Origin of the sequence: Flavobacterium johnsoniae UW101, from assembly GCF_000016645.1 — a bacterium.
GTDB classification, from domain to species: Bacteria; Bacteroidota; Bacteroidia; order Flavobacteriales; family Flavobacteriaceae; genus Flavobacterium; species Flavobacterium johnsoniae.
Genome location: NC_009441.1, coordinates 717,443 through 732,400, shown reverse-complemented (window position 1 = coordinate 732,400; position 14,958 = coordinate 717,443). Strand labels below are relative to the sequence as shown.

The following is a 14,958-nucleotide window of genomic DNA, read 5'->3' as shown; positions in this document are numbered from 1 at the left end:
AGCTGGCTTTTTTTGTTATTCTTTATCAAGTAAAAAATCTATGTTTCTATGTGTTTAAATTTTTTTGCCACTCCCGATAGCTATCGGGATTCACAGATTAAAATGTTTTTTTTGCCACGAATTACACGAATTAATTTTTTTACTTCAAGCATATAGAAATTAGTGAAAATTCGTGTAATTCGTGGCGAAAAAAATTAAGCAGCATCTAAAAAATAATCCTTTTTAATCTGTATAATCTGCGGTCTATATTTTTAACGTAACCACAGACTTAGAATCAAAGTATTTCCTTAACCAATACAGATTACTCTTTAATCGTTATCGTCTGTGGTCTAATTTTTTAGAATAATTCGAAAACAGCTTCAACTTCAACAGGAATATTGTCTGGGAGAGAACCCATTCCTACGGCGCTTCTTACTCCAATTCCGTTTTCTTGTCCCCAGACTTCGGCAAATAATTCACTGCAGCCGTTTATTACATAGGGATGTCTTAAAAAATCGCCGCTGCAATTGACCATTCCTAAAACTTTTATGACTCTTTTTACTTTATTCAGGCTTCCAAAATTGGTTACAATTGTAGAAAGCATAGTTAAACCCACTTGTCTTGCGGCTAATTTTCCTTCTTCGATATCCATATCATCGCCAATTCGGCCAATGATTAAGGATTTGTCGTCTCTAACCGGCCCGTGACCAGAAAGGTATAAATATTTACCATCAACTAAATAGGGTTTGTATATGCCCAGAGGCTGAGGCGCCGGCGGTAAAGACAAACCAAGAGTTTCAAATTTTTCTTGAGGTAATAAATTCATGATATTAATGTATTATAGAGTTTAAAATAAAAACGAAAATGATGCCTAAAACAGATACTAAAGATTCCATGACGGTCCAGGATTTAAAAGTGTCTTTTAGGCTGATATTAAAATATTCTTTGAACATCCAGAAGCTTGGGTCGTTTACGTGTGAGCACATTAAACTTCCGGCGCCAACAGATAAAACCAATAAGTTAGGATCGAGTCCTGTGGTTTGCAGTAAAGGAAGCAGAACGCTGGCGGTCATTAATCCGGCGGCTGTAGCAGAGCCCACACAAACGCGAATAATCGCTGCCATTATCCATGCCAATAAATAAGGATGAATGTTTATTTGTGTTAAGGCTCCAACTATAGTTTCGTTTACTCCGCTTACAATCATAACTTCTTTTAAACCTCCGGCTCCGCCCACAATTAGAACAATTAATGCAACATCTTTTATAGCGGTTGCATAATCATCCATAACAGAGGTAATGCTTCGGTTCATTCTGAGTCCTAAAGTATACGTACAGATAAGTAAAGAAATCAGCATAATCATACTTGGTTCTCCTACCGTTTTGCAAATATTTTCTACCGTTTCATTTTTTATGTAAATGGGTAATATTGAAGTGAGCGTTAATCCAAAAACGGGAAATAAAGCAGAGAATAAACTAAGTGAAAAACTCGGGAGTTTACCTTGGTTTACTACTTCTTCAACATTTAAAATTTCATGATCTGATTCGGTTTTGATGTTTTTAAGCAGATTTGAAAACAATAAACCGGCAATAAAAATCGTTGGGACTGCGATTATAATTCCGTAAACCAGAACAAGTCCAATATCAGCATTTAAAATACTGCTCAAAGCCATTGGTGACGGATGTGGGGGCAAAAAACCGTGTGCTACTGAAAGCGACGCCAGCATTGGAATTCCCAGATATACTTTTGAAAGTTTGAACTGATGGGCTACTGAGAAGATTAGTGGTACTAACAAAACAAATCCAACACTATAAAATAGAGGTATCCCAACAATAAATCCGGTGATCATTAAGCCGAGTCGAACGTATTTTCTGCCCGTCCATCCCATAACTGTTTTGGCAATGACATTGGCGGCGCCTGATGAAACGGTAAGTTTGCCAATACAGGTTCCAAAAACAATAATCAGCGTAATAGATCCTAACATTTCGCCCAAACCTTTTTGAACAGTTTGCGACAAAGTGTTTATTGGCAGGCCTAAAAACAGGCCTGCTAATAAAGCTGTTATGATAAAGGCAATAAACGGATTGATTTTAAGCCAAGCTATTTGAATGATTAAAAACGCAATGCATGCCGTAAGAATTAAAATGCTCATTTATCTTTTATTATTAACCCGTTGAGAGTAATTCGTGAAAATTTTATTGAACACATAGTAACATAGATTTCTTTACTTGAAGCAGGAGTTTAAAAAAGCCAGCTTTTAACACATAGATGCTATGTATGTTAATGCAAGTGAAACGCCTTTCAACACTTTCAAAAACTATGTCTCTATGTGTTTAATTACGGCAACGGTTATTATTTTTATTTATCCCACCAGATTCTTGTTGTAAAAGCATCTTCGCCCTGACGCTTAACTGCTTCTGCTAAGTTAGCTGAATTCACTGAATATTCGCTGGTTGGATATTTTAAACGTCTTGGTATTGTGCCATTTGTAACGTTTCCAGGGAAATTTACAGGAGTTAAAACTGGGTATCCGGTTCTTCTCCAATTGGCATAAATTTCTTGTTCGTCTACAAATAATGCGATGTAAATCTGCGTATGAATCTGGTTCATTTTGGCTTCAAAACTTCCTGCGGCATTATACGGATTTGCGGTTAAATATACTGCTGCGTCCGGAATAGCATAAGCAGCACCATAAATTCCCATGTTTAAGAAAGAAGCTTTTACACCTTTTTCATATAAATCTTTATCCGTTTCATTGGTGTACCAGCCTCTTGCTGCAGCTTCCGCTAAATATAAATTGGTTTCGGCATTGCTGATAAGTACAAGCGGTGCATCATATTTAAAAACGGTACTTTGGTTGGGTTCAGAATACGTTCCTTGTTCTGCCGCACTTGGAGCTGTTTTAGTTCCGTTAGGAAAACCTTTTTGAATGGCAAGACTTGTGTTTTGTGAGCCTCCCTGCCAAACTCCTGCATAAACGCTGATTCGAGGATCGGCAGTTGATTGCAGCAAATCGATAAATGTTTTAGCCAGTTTACCGCCTTCAACATTTTTTTGTCCAAAAGACCCCGCTGTAAAATCTTGTCTTCGGGCATCAAAACCAACCGGATTTCGATTAAAATCATTTGGCCCGTCAGTATATTTCATGATTGCATTATCTGTTCCGTTTAAAATTACGCCGCCGGCAATCGCTTTGGTAACCCATGATTGAGATAGGGCAGGATCTACTTTAGATAATCTTAAACCCAGACGAAGCATTAAAGAGTACGAGAATTTTTTCCACTTCGTTACATCTCCGTCATAAATAAAATCAGATTTTCCGAAACTTGGTTTTGCCGGATCTAATCCTGCAGCAGCTTCATCTAATTCTTTTAATAAGTCTTTATAGATAAATTCCTGAGAATCATATTTTGGAAGAAAAACTTGTGTGCTGTTAGCTTTCGCTGCTTCAGAATACGGGATGTCTCCGTATAAATCAGTTAATTTATGATACAAATATACTTTCCAGATTCTGGCAATATTAAGTCGGTTACTGTCGTTTGGACTGTTTTTTAAAGCATCGATTACAATTTGTGTTTCATTTATACCAGTTGGGTACGCCTGATTGAAATAAGCCGAGAAATATACTTCGTTGCTTAAATATTTATCTCCAACCCCAGAAGCTTCTTTATAAGTAGCATAATGCTGCAATAAGCCGCCGCATTCCAGAATATTGGTAAAGAAATAATTATTGTTTAATCCGTCAAGTTGTGCTTTACTGAAAACAAAATTCGGATTTGGTTTATCTACTGAATTTGGGTTCTTATTAATTTCCTCAAAATCCTTGGTACAGGATGTCATACTTCCTAAAAGTATTCCTGTGATATATAATATGGTTAACTTTTTCATGTCTTTTAATTTAAAAATTAGAGATAAAACGAGTTTAAAATTTGACATTTAAACTTAAACCGAAACTTCTGGTTTTTGGCACTCCAAATTGTTCTACACCCTGAGCATTTCCTGCGCTGAATACAGATTCTGGATCTACGTTTGGTGTTTTCTTATAAAGAATGAATAAGTTTCTGGCCACAAATGAAATTGAAGCTCCCTGAAGTTTTGATAATCCTTTTATTTTTTCAATCGGTAATTGATAACCCAGAATGATTTGTCTTAATTTGATAAAGCTGGCATCATAAACAAAAGTTGAAGATATGTTTCTTAAACCGTCATAATATGTTCTTAAGTTTTCTGGAGCGATAACCATATCAACCGGATTTCCGTTTGTATCTACACCTTTAATTGGTAAACCGCTTTCATGACCTTCAAGAGTTAGTTTCGTTAAACCCATACGAGTTCCGTATAAATCAGTTCCAGAGTATAAACTTCCTCCAAATTTACCGTCGATTAAAAAGCTGAATGAAATGTTTTTGTATTTAAACTCATTACTGATTCCTGCTCCCCAAGGATGAACTCCCTGTCCTAATTCTTCAAGCGGACCCTGAGCAATTGTTGCCGATCCGCCGCTTACATTGTAAACCGTGTTTCCATTAGCATCTTTACGTGGTCTGTATCCTTTGATGATACTGTATGGGTGGCCAACATCACTTGTAATCGTAACATATCCGTTTACAGAAGTTGCCATTGTAATAGAACTCAACTGATCTGTAAGTGCTTCGACTGTATTTTCATTATACGAACCATTGAAACTTGCATCCCAGGAAAAGTTTTCAGAATTGATAATTTTACTACTAAGTAAAAATTCAACTCCTTTGTTTCTCATTTTTCCAAGATTTAATAATGCGGTATTAGCTCCCGAAGCATTAGAGATTGTAGTTTCTACAATATCGTTTGTTGTTGCACGATTGTACCAGGCAAAATCAAGATTTAAGCGATTGTTGAAAAAAACTAAATCGGTTCCAACTTCAAAAGTGGTTGAAGTCAACGGACTTAAAGTTGAATTAGGAACTCTCGAACTTGTTGGTCCTTGTAATTGTTGTCCGTTATGTCCGCCCTGAATCATTGAATACGACTGATTTAATGCATACGGATCAGGAGTTGCTCCTCCAACCTGTGCCCAAGAAGTTCTTAGTTTGGCAAATGAAACAAATTCAGGCATTTTTACAATATCCGATACGATAATACTTGTTCCAACAGATGGGTAAAATACCGTATTGTTGTCTTTAGAAAGTGTCGAGAACCAATCCTGACGACCTGTAAAGTTTAGGAAAACAACATTTTTATAATCTAAATCTACCGCACCGTAAACAGAATTTGTTTTTGTTTTTCCGTACGGATATGTATAAGTAAGCGTAGATAAATTGCTCAAAGCATAAAAATCATCCAATACAAAATTAGATCCTTCAAATCTTGTTTCATCTCGCAAAGTGGTACGTGAGTTTACACCAGCCAAAGCATTTAAAGAGAAATTGCCGTAAATGTTTTTCTTAGTATAATTAAGAATGGCTTCTGTATTTAAATTTGATAATTTCGCTTTTTGACCTTGTGCATATCCAACCGGATTGTTAAGAGTTGTTTTTGGGATGTATCCGAAGAAATCATAATCAGTATAATCCTGCCCGATTCTTCCTTGTAAAAATAATTCAGGCGTAAAGTTCAACTTTACATTCAGCATTCCAATGAAACGGTTTTTGGTGTCTTTATTTTTAATTTTATTGACTACAAAATAAGGGTTTGTCGCTACAGCAACCGGATTCCATGCTTCTTCAACGCCATTTTCATCATATCCGGGAGCAAGATTTCTAATATCAACTGTATTAGCAATCATGTACGTTCCCCAGTTTGGATTTGCTTCGGCATCTGAAACGGTAACCCTGTTATTTGATTTTTCGTTGTTATACTGCGCAACAACATCAAACTTTAACCAGTCTGTCATGTTTACATTTCCGGCAATATTTACACTTTTTCTGTTAAAATCTGAGTTAGGAACAACAGATTGGTTGTCTGTGTTTGAAAAAGATAAACGTCCCGCTGCTTTTTCATTTCCGCCAGATAAAGCAATAGAATTAATAAAAGTTGTTCCGGTTTCGTAGAAATTTTTAATATTATTTTTTTGCGGAGAATACGGTCTTGCTACGCCATCAAACTGCACAACATCGCTTCCGTCCATTTTGGCACCCCACGACCAGCGCCCGGCAGCTATAGCTTCAGACTGATTAATTGGTTTTTTACCGTTTGATCCTGAACCGTATTCGTACTGCCAGTCTGGAAAAATAGACGGCGTTTCAAAAGTAAATGACGTATTGTAATCAACTCCAATTCCTTTTTGTGCAGCACCTCTTTTGGTCTGAATCAAAATAACTCCATTTGCTGCATTTGCACCGTATAATGCTGCAGCGGTTCCGCCTTTTAAAACGGTTATGGTTTTAATATCGTCCGGGTTTATTACAGAAGTTCCGTCTCCGCGGTCCACATTAATTCTTGTAGATCCGGGACCATTTCCAATTCCAGGTAAATTAAGTTGTGTGTTGTCAATTGGTAAATCGTTCACTACATACATCGGCTGGTTATTTCCGTTTAGCGAACCATTTCCTCTTATTACAACACGGCTTGATCCGTTTGGTCCTGTTGCTGTGCTGCTCACGTTAACACCTGCAATTTTTCCAACTAAGGCATTGGCAATATTAGTTTCTTTCGCTTTTGTAAATTCAGTTCCTTTAAGTTCTGTTACTGCGTATGCAACTGCTTTTGTGCTTTTTTTAACTCCCAGGGCAGTTACCAAAACCTGATCTAGTACATTTTCTGCAGGTTTTAAACTAATAACTAAATTGGTTTTCTGGTTAAGGTTAAATTCTAAAGTTCCGTAACCCATATACGAAATCACGATTTGTTTTTCATTTTCAGGAACATTGAGTCTAAACTTTCCTGTTTCATCGGTTATCGTCGCTATTTTAGTACTGCTTTTGGCATAAATTGTTGCGCCGGCAATAGGCATTCCATCATCCTGACCTATTACCTGGCCGGTTATCTCAATCTGATTGCTGTTTTGTTGAAAGACATGCATTTTAATTGCAGCTTCTTTTGCATTTGCTGAGAAGATCATCCCCCCAATTAATGCCAATGAAATAAGCTTTGTTTTCATAATAGTTTGGTTTTCATGTTTTTTTTGGTTTTTTATTGGCGAATCAAATATATAGATTTATTTTTCACAGTTGCATTTTTTTTGCAAAAAATGCATTTTTTTTGCAATAAATTTTATTCAAGTATTTTTATAATCCAAAAAAGCTAAGGTTTTAAAGGGTGTTTTGAGAAAATTTTGCAGAATATACTTTTTTGACAAAAAATAATTTTTAGCTGAAAATTCGTATTTTTGGAAAATGAAAATTGCACTTATTCAATCAGATCTTTATTGGGAAGACATTCCGGCAAACAGAAAAAACTTCGAATCGAAAATAAATCAAATCGATTCGCAGGTAAATTTGATCGTACTTCCAGAAATGTTTTCGACAGGTTTTACAATGAATCCTTCTGCTGTTGCCGAAACAATGCAGGGCGAAACTGTTTTGTGGATGAAAGAAATGGCGAAGAAAAAAAATAGTGCCCTGACAGGAAGTCTTGTAATTACTGAAAACGGAAACTATTATAACCGAATGTTTTTTGTGTTTCCATCTGGAGAAATCCAGCATTATGATAAACGCCATTTGTTTTCACTGGCTGGAGAAGATAAATTCTACACTGCAGGAACAGAAAAAGTAATTGTAAATTATCTCGACTGGAAAATTTGTCTGCAGGTTTGTTACGATTTAAGATTTCCTGTTTTTGTTCGAAATGTAGAAAATTACGATTTACTTTTATACGTTGCCAATTGGCCAAAAGTGCGTACTAATGCCTGGGATGCTCTGCTAAAAGCACGCGCAATCGAAAATTTGAGTTATGTTGTTGGTGTAAATCGTGTTGGTTTAGATCATCATAATTATGAGCATACCGGTCACTCGCAGGTTATAGACTTTTTAGGCAATTACATTCTTGAACCACAAGAAACCGAAGATATTTTTGTGGTTGATTTAGATAAAAATGAAATGTTGGAAACGAGAAAAAAACTGGATTTCCTAAGTGATAAAGATGTTTTTGAAATTAAGATTTAGAAAGCTTTTCGTTTCTTTTCGTCGTCTTTTCTCTTTTTCAGATCTTCTTTTTTCTCTACGTCAGGGTTGTATGGAACACTTAAATCAATGGTTTCATTAACGTCCCAATTGGTTCGTACATCAATTTCACGTTGAAAATAAAAGACTTCTTCGGCATACCTTTTTTCAAGGAAATTACCGGTATCATACATTTTGTTTTTATTGTCATCGTAAATAACTCTTATCGTAAACTGCGACGGTAACATCAAATTGAATTCAATTTGAGTTTTGCCTTCAGAATATTCGCTTGCCAGAACTTCATCTCCTTTTTTGTTTGTTATTTCAACAATTATTGGGAAACGTTTTACGTTTTTCAAATTCAAAATTAAGTTTCCATAATCAGCATATTCTTTTGTGCTTAACTTGTATGATAAGGTGTCATTTGTTTTGTCATAAAAATCAGTCAGCGCTCCCGGGAAAAATGTAAAGCTATATTTTTCAAGAGGTTCTTTCTTGAAATCGACATATAACTTCTGTTCAAATTCGTTGTATTCTGTAGTAAAATCAACAGCCGTAGAGTCTTTATTGATTAATTTAATTTTTGATTTATCAAATTTAACCAATGGAGTTTCAGTGTCTAAAGTAAATCGGTCTCTAAAATTAATAACTCCGTTTTGAACCGCTTTAATATTTAAAGTGTCTTTTTTCTGGTCTTTAATCTTAAAAGTAAATTTTTTATTATAAGTATCTTTTGAAACTTCTAACGATAATGAATCTGCTTTTAGTGGCTTGTACCATATTTGAAGCGAATCTTTTTTAGGAAACTGCGTTACAATTGTTTCTAACGTTTCACCATTGTTTTTAAGTACAATAGTGGGTTTGTTAAGTTTAAAATTTTGTTTTCCTTCGTACGGAAGAAGCAGTCTGTTGCCTGAAGCCTGAATAGGTTTTAATGTTTTTAAAGGAAGTGTTTCCTTAAATAAACTTAATTCAAACAAAGTGTCATTTGGAACCGTGATAAAGTGTTTGATAAAACCTATTTTATCATCTTTTGGGTTGTATTTATTATTGTTTGATTTGTCTTTTAAAGCTACCAAAAGATATTTTCCTTCTTTTAAATTTTCGAATTTAAAAGTTCTCATACTATCTAAAGTATTGGTAATGTAGCGTGGAAATTCTTTGTAAATAACAGAATCTTTGTATTTGTAATTGGCTTCATAAAGCATTACAGAAACAAAATTATCTACATTTTTTGCATAAGCATCTTTAATTTTTCCTCCAAGAGTAAGAGAATCAATGTAAGGCCCTGTTGAGAAAATATATTTAAACTGGTTTAATGCATTACCTTCGTTATTATCGGCAATACTTTCACCAAAATTAAAGCTGTAAGTTGTATTAGGCAGTAAAGTATCTTTTATTTTTATGTTTATAAATTTACTTACTCCGGTTGGTGTAATCAGCGGCTCATATTTCATTGGAGGAGAAATAATCAGCTGCTTGTTAAGATTTTTTAATTTGATATATTCATCAAATACCAAATTAATTTCATTTCCTTTAAAATCAGTAGTAAAGTTTTTTGGTGCACTCGAAACCAAAACCGGTGCCAGTGTATCTTTTAATCCGCCGGTAATGCTGCCTCTTTTGGCGCAGCTCATCATTAATAATACCAATAAAAATGAAATATATTTGAATTTGCTTTTAAACATAGCGGTTTTTGAATTTGATTGCACAAAATAACAATTATATTTGCTTTAATTGAAATTTTTTATCCATTTATTAGGATTACAGGTTTGTGTTATTCCTTCTTTTTTATTTTAGACAGTTGATAGATTTTTTTTTATTTCTGAATTTGACTGAATTAAAAATTACCATCAGTTTTATATTTTTTGCCTTAAATTATTGTAATAATGACTTCTGTGGGATATTTTAATATAAATGTCATTTTAGTTTTGCATGAAACTTAGTGAGTTATGGATATTGACTTTTTAAAGAATGATTTTATTGTTTATGGTGGAGGACTTATAGAGCCTTTTCAATATTTTGGAAGAATAATTTCGGATAAATTAAAGCAGGAAAAAATAGATTTTCCTGTAAAAGAATTTGAGATTAATCTAGTAAATATTTCAAGTTTGACAAAAGTAGAACAGGAAGAATATTGTAGCAAATTACCTTATTACTATCGTGGCAAAAATATGATTAGTTTGGTTTTACTTGTATTAGAAGCTGAAAAAACGGTAGAAAATGTTTTTCAATTTTTTTATAATGCCTTTGATATATTGTTCGCGAAGAAAAAAAAGAATGATAATTATGATGTTGAAAAGGTTAGACAGATTTTGACTGTTTTAGAGTTAGAACTTAAAAATGTCGACCTTTTAAAGCTTAATAAACAATATGATATAATTTTTAGAGAGGAGAATTTAGCAAAAAGAATTTTTGAAAGAGAAGAAAGAAGAAATCGAATCGTTGAAAATAAAAGATTAATTAAGGATGTACGATTTTATCCTTGTTTCAAAAGTGTACATGAAGCCTATTTTAAATTTTACGACAAAGAATTCTGCTGTAAAATTTTAATAAAGCTTCGCGAAAGAAAGTTTAAACTGCCTGATTATACTCATTTGTATATAAAAGTTTCTGATTCTTTTGAAAATGCGTTGCTTGAAACAATTACATCAGAAAGCTGGTATATTTGTGGTGTTGCTGTACTTGATGATTTTGTGAATTATTCAAATAAAACTCAATTGCAACAGAAAAGAATAATATTTAATCTAATTAGTGAAGGTTTAAACGATATTGCTGCAATTGATAAATTAGATATTCATGTTTTAAATGTGGTGTTGAAAGAAGTTGAGAATGAAACGTTTTTGTAAGTTGTTTTTATTAAGATGGATCTGTAATAGATTGTTTGTTGTATAAAAAAGGTATTAAAACTTAATTTTAAAATGGATTTTACAATATTCAAAAAATAGGTTTTCTTTTTTAGTTCTTCTTTTTTCTTTATAGAAAGAATCAATATGATATAATTTCTTACTTTTGAATTAAATTAATATCACTTCGTTTTGGTTAAAAGTTTTTTTTGGGTTTTGTTATTTCTTTTTCTGACAGCATGCAGTAAAAATGAACAGCCGATAATTTCTTTTTACTATTGGAAAACCAACTTAAAATTTTCAGAAACAGAAAAGACTGCTTTAAAAGATAATGATGTACATAAACTGTATATCCGTTATTTTGATATTGGACTTCATCCTCAAACACAAAAGCCATTCCCGGTAAGCCCGGTTCATTTTTATGAAGACATGAAGGAGTTTGAAATTGTTCCTGTTGTTTTTATTCAAAATAAAGTGATGCTGGATAAGAATCTTGATATTGAAGATCTGGCTGAAAAAACACTTCATTTAGTTACTGAAATCAATAACAAGAATAAAATTAATTGTGCCGAAATTCAAATTGACTGCGACTGGTCTTTGAATAGTAAAGACAATTATCTTAAATTTATTGAACAGATTAAAAAGCTTTCGAAGAAAAAACTTTCAGCTACAATAAGACTTCATCAGGTGAAATATTTTAAGAAAACTAAAATTCCAAATGTAGATAATGGTGTTTTGATGTTTTATAACATGGGAAGTATAGCGCCAGATTCGCTGAATTCTATTTACAGCCGAAAAATTTCTGAACGTTATCTTAAAAGTTTAAAGAAATATCCGCTTCATCTTGATTATGCACTGCCTATTTATTCGTGGGCAATTCATATTAGAAATCAGAAAGTTTTAGGGCTTCGTTCAAAGTTGAATTTCAACGAACTTAAAAAAGATAAAAACTTCGAGCAGATAAGTCCGATATTTTTTAAAGTCAGACAATCTAATTACAAAAATGGTGTTTATTACGAAGAAAATGATCTCTTGAAAACAGAGACTATTTCTCCAGACGATTTAAAAGAAATGGCTGAGGACTTAGACGATAATAAAGCTCAGTCTCCAAAAGAAATTATATTTTACGATTTAGACGAATTCAATTTAAATAATTATGAAAAGAATATTTTTAAGCAGGTTGTTTCTTGGTTTTAGTGCAGCTTTCCTTTTTGTGTACGGAATAATTTATGCCTGTGCCGATGGCGACTGGGATTATTTTGGTGCGTACAGTTCTAATTTTACCCCTGAAACTTTTGCAGACAAATCCTATTCGCCTTTGTTTTTGTCGGGCGGTATTTTCTATGGAATTGGGTTTGATACCCAGCATAATTCCCGTTTTAATAAAAACATAAAATCAGATTGGGCAGATTATCTTAAAGGAAAAGTAGATACGACGACAGTTAATTATTTTTTAATTGGAGACGAAAAACCAAGCTATTATTCTGATGATAAAAATACGATCAAAAACAAAGAAGAAGTAACCGATCTACACGTTTTTTATAAAACAGCAAAGGAAAATAAAAGTTCTCAAAAATGGGGCAAAAAGATTCCGTTGAAAGATGAAAAGGTAAAAAGCTTTGTTGAGTTCTTGTATCTGGCGCAAAAAATTGAAACCGTTTCAATTGGTGAAGATTATTGGAGTTACGATCCTGTAGTTGCCAAAACATTTAACGATGCCAAAATGATTCAGTCAATTGAGAATGTTTACAATACTATTTCAGACCCTTTTTTAAGAAACAGATATTGGTTTCTTACCATGAAAGCCCGTTTTTACAGTAACGATAAACAAAAAGCAATCGACTTTTTTAATAAAACAGAAGCTTCAGTACCTAAAAATGTTTTGTATTACCGCGCACTTGGATATGTTGCCGGAATCAATTATAAACAAAAGAAATATGCTGCATCAAATTATTTGTATGCACAGGTTTTTGATAATTGCCCTGAACTAAGAGTGGTAACTGCTTATAGTTTTAGTCCAAAAAACGAAGCCGATTGGAATAAAGCGCTGACAATGGCAAAGAATAATAAAGAAAAAGCAGCGCTGTGGGCAATTCATGGATATTACAAAGATGAAAAACAGGCAATTGAAAAGATCTATGAATTAGATCCAAAAAGCGAGCACTTAAATTATTTAGGAACGAGATTGGTAAACAGGCTGGAAGAAACTATCAATAATTCGTTTCAGCAGGATGGCGGAGAAAATCAGCCGAAAAAACAACTTACAATAGCCGAAAATAAAACACAAAATCAGGTTAAAGTTGATAAAAAAGCATTGGATTTAATCGCAAAAATTTCGGCGGCAGGAAATACAGACCGACCATATTTATGGGATTTGTCTCTGGGATATTTACAGACGTTAAAAGGAGATTATGCGAATGCCGACAAGAATTTTGATAAAGCAGTAAAAACACTTCCTAAAACTGAATTGGCAGGAATGCAGCTTCGTTTATTACGCTTTGTAAACAACTTGAGCAAAATTGATAAACTGACAGATAAAAACGAAAAAACAATTCTGGCCGATTTGAATTGGTTATACAATGAACTTCCTAAAACATATAAAGGTCAGGAATTTCGTTATGTAAATGCTTCTGCATGGAGCAAAAGTTATTTGTCGACACTTTATCGCGAAAAAGGAAATTTAGTTATGGCCGAGATTTTTGGCGAATCACGTTACAGTTATTGGAACGATGGAAATGCTTTTTATGATGATGAAAAAAATCTGCAAAGCATAAAAACATTTTTAGCGAAGTCAAATAAAACCGAAATCGAAAATATTGGAGCAGGAATTTATAGTTTGAAGTTAAAAGACATTAATAACTTTCAGGCAGTTCAGGCGGCTTTTAAAAATAAAATCCCTGAAGCGATTGAATTTATGAAACAGACAGATTCAGTTCAGTATTATAAATTTTTAGGAAATCCATTTAACGGAAGTATCAAAGATTGTCACGACTGCGATCATGCAGCGTATCAAAAAAGAAAATATACTCAGATGGATTTCTTAACTACAATTAAAGATATGCAGGACAAACTGGCTAAAAACGAAGATGTTTATACAAATAGTTTATTGTTAGGAAACGCATTTTATAATATTTCTCATTTTGGAAACGGAAGAACTTTTTATGAAATTACTATTGTGGGAGATGGCTCAAGTCCATACTCGTTTAGAGATTCTATGAAAAAGATGATTACAGACTGCAGTGTTTCAAAAATGTATTATCAAAAAGCTTTGCAGGCTGCGACAACAAAAGAGCAGAAAGCAAAATGTGTGTACTTAATTTCAAAATGCGAACGAAACGAATATTATAATAATAAATACAACAGCGTAAGATATTGGTGGGATGCAAATGATGATAAAGTTAACTTTATAGCCTGGAACGGATTTAAAACGCTTCAAAAAGATTATTCAGATACTAAATATTATCAGGACGTAATTGCAGAATGCGGTTATTTTAATACTTATGTTAACCAATTATAATAAAATCAAATGGTAAACAAAATAGAACATATTGGAATTGCTGTAAAAAATATGGATGATGCAAATGTATTGTTCGAGAAATTATTGGGCGTTCCGTCATACAAAGAAGAAACGGTAGAAAGTGAAGGCGTTTTGACTTCTTTCTTTCAAACCGGAACAAACAAAATTGAACTTTTGATGGCGACAAACCCAGAAAGTCCAATTGCAAAATTTTTAGAAAAGAAAGGCGAAGGAATTCATCATATCGCTTTTGATGTTGAAGATATTCATGCTGAGATTTCGCGCTTAAAAAACGAAGGTTTTGTGCTGATAAACGAAGTTCCGAAGAAAGGAGCCGACAATAAACTGGTCGTTTTTCTGCATCCGAAGAACACAAATAGCGTTTTGGTCGAGCTTTGCCAGGAAATTAAATAAAAAAAGATGATTTTTTATTTTAAATAATCTATTGAAAATCAATCTTGTTTTTAAAACAAATAGATTTAATTGAAATTAAATGCAAATCAAGTCCTAAAATATTTGGAGTGAATGAAAAATAGTAGT

Annotated in this window: 10 protein-coding genes; 5 read left to right on the top strand and 5 right to left on the bottom strand. The window is 33.4% G+C overall.

The window, feature by feature from the left end:
* Window positions 1-337: 337 nt before the first annotated feature.
* From FJOH_RS03505 to FJOH_RS03490, 4 genes are all read right to left on the bottom strand, one after another.
* Window positions 338-805, bottom strand: a complete 468-nt coding sequence (locus FJOH_RS03505; RefSeq protein WP_012022757.1) for a RidA family protein — start codon at window positions 803-805, stop codon at window positions 338-340.
* Window positions 806-809: 4 nt separating this feature from the next.
* Complete coding sequence (locus FJOH_RS03500; protein WP_012022756.1) at window positions 810-2,129, bottom strand: GntP family permease; 1,320 nt, start codon at window positions 2,127-2,129, stop codon at window positions 810-812.
* Window positions 2,130-2,335: 206 nt separating this feature from the next.
* A complete protein-coding gene (locus tag FJOH_RS03495) occupies window positions 2,336-3,865 on the bottom strand; it encodes a SusD/RagB family nutrient-binding outer membrane lipoprotein (protein WP_012022755.1) in 1,530 nt (509 codons plus the stop codon).
* A 34-nt stretch (window positions 3,866-3,899) separates the two neighbouring features.
* Window positions 3,900-7,055, bottom strand: a complete 3,156-nt coding sequence (locus tag FJOH_RS03490; protein ID WP_012022754.1) for a SusC/RagA family TonB-linked outer membrane protein — start codon at window positions 7,053-7,055, stop codon at window positions 3,900-3,902.
* Window positions 7,056-7,290: 235 nt separating this feature from the next.
* Between FJOH_RS03490 and FJOH_RS03485 the strand changes: the two genes are divergently transcribed.
* On the top strand, window positions 7,291-8,058 hold the full coding sequence (locus FJOH_RS03485; protein ID WP_012022753.1) for an amidohydrolase: 768 nt from the start codon (window positions 7,291-7,293) through the stop codon (window positions 8,056-8,058).
* Here FJOH_RS03485 and FJOH_RS03480 read toward each other — a convergent pair.
* Window positions 8,055-9,743, bottom strand: coding sequence for an Ig-like domain-containing protein (locus tag FJOH_RS03480; protein WP_012022752.1), 1,689 nt, complete (start codon window positions 9,741-9,743; stop codon window positions 8,055-8,057). The genes FJOH_RS03485 and FJOH_RS03480 overlap by 4 nt on opposite strands.
* 264 nt (window positions 9,744-10,007) lie before the next feature.
* Between FJOH_RS03480 and FJOH_RS03475 the strand changes: the two genes are divergently transcribed.
* From FJOH_RS03475 to mce, 4 genes are all read left to right on the top strand, one after another.
* Window positions 10,008-10,904 (top strand): hypothetical protein, encoded by an 897-nt coding sequence (locus FJOH_RS03475; RefSeq protein ID WP_012022751.1) that lies wholly within the window; start codon window positions 10,008-10,010, stop codon window positions 10,902-10,904.
* 213 nt (window positions 10,905-11,117) lie between these two features.
* On the top strand, window positions 11,118-12,098 hold the full coding sequence (locus tag FJOH_RS03470; RefSeq protein WP_235022993.1) for a hypothetical protein: 981 nt from the start codon (window positions 11,118-11,120) through the stop codon (window positions 12,096-12,098).
* Window positions 12,058-14,418, top strand: a complete 2,361-nt coding sequence (locus FJOH_RS03465; protein ID WP_012022749.1) for a hypothetical protein — start codon at window positions 12,058-12,060, stop codon at window positions 14,416-14,418. Before FJOH_RS03470 ends, FJOH_RS03465 begins: the two co-directional genes overlap by 41 nt.
* A gap of 9 nt (window positions 14,419-14,427) precedes the next feature.
* Complete coding sequence (mce, locus tag FJOH_RS03460) at window positions 14,428-14,832, top strand: methylmalonyl-CoA epimerase (RefSeq protein WP_012022748.1); 405 nt, start codon at window positions 14,428-14,430, stop codon at window positions 14,830-14,832.
* Window positions 14,833-14,958 lie beyond the last annotated feature (126 nt).

Coding starts and splice junctions, on each gene's coding strand:
- FJOH_RS03505 (WP_012022757.1), bottom strand. CDS start 805: ATGAATTTATTACCTCAAGAAAAATTTGAAACTCTTGGTTTGTCTTTA.
- FJOH_RS03500 (WP_012022756.1), bottom strand. CDS start 2,129: ATGAGCATTTTAATTCTTACGGCATGCATTGCGTTTTTAATCATTCAA.
- FJOH_RS03495 (WP_012022755.1), bottom strand. CDS start 3,865: ATGAAAAAGTTAACCATATTATATATCACAGGAATACTTTTAGGAAGT.
- FJOH_RS03490 (WP_012022754.1), bottom strand. CDS start 7,055: ATGAAAACAAAGCTTATTTCATTGGCATTAATTGGGGGGATGATCTTC.
- FJOH_RS03485 (WP_012022753.1), top strand. CDS start 7,291: ATGAAAATTGCACTTATTCAATCAGATCTTTATTGGGAAGACATTCCG.
- FJOH_RS03480 (WP_012022752.1), bottom strand. CDS start 9,743: ATGTTTAAAAGCAAATTCAAATATATTTCATTTTTATTGGTATTATTA.
- FJOH_RS03475 (WP_012022751.1), top strand. CDS start 10,008: ATGGATATTGACTTTTTAAAGAATGATTTTATTGTTTATGGTGGAGGA.
- FJOH_RS03465 (WP_012022749.1), top strand. CDS start 12,058: ATGAAAAGAATATTTTTAAGCAGGTTGTTTCTTGGTTTTAGTGCAGCT.
- mce (WP_012022748.1), top strand. CDS start 14,428: ATGGTAAACAAAATAGAACATATTGGAATTGCTGTAAAAAATATGGAT.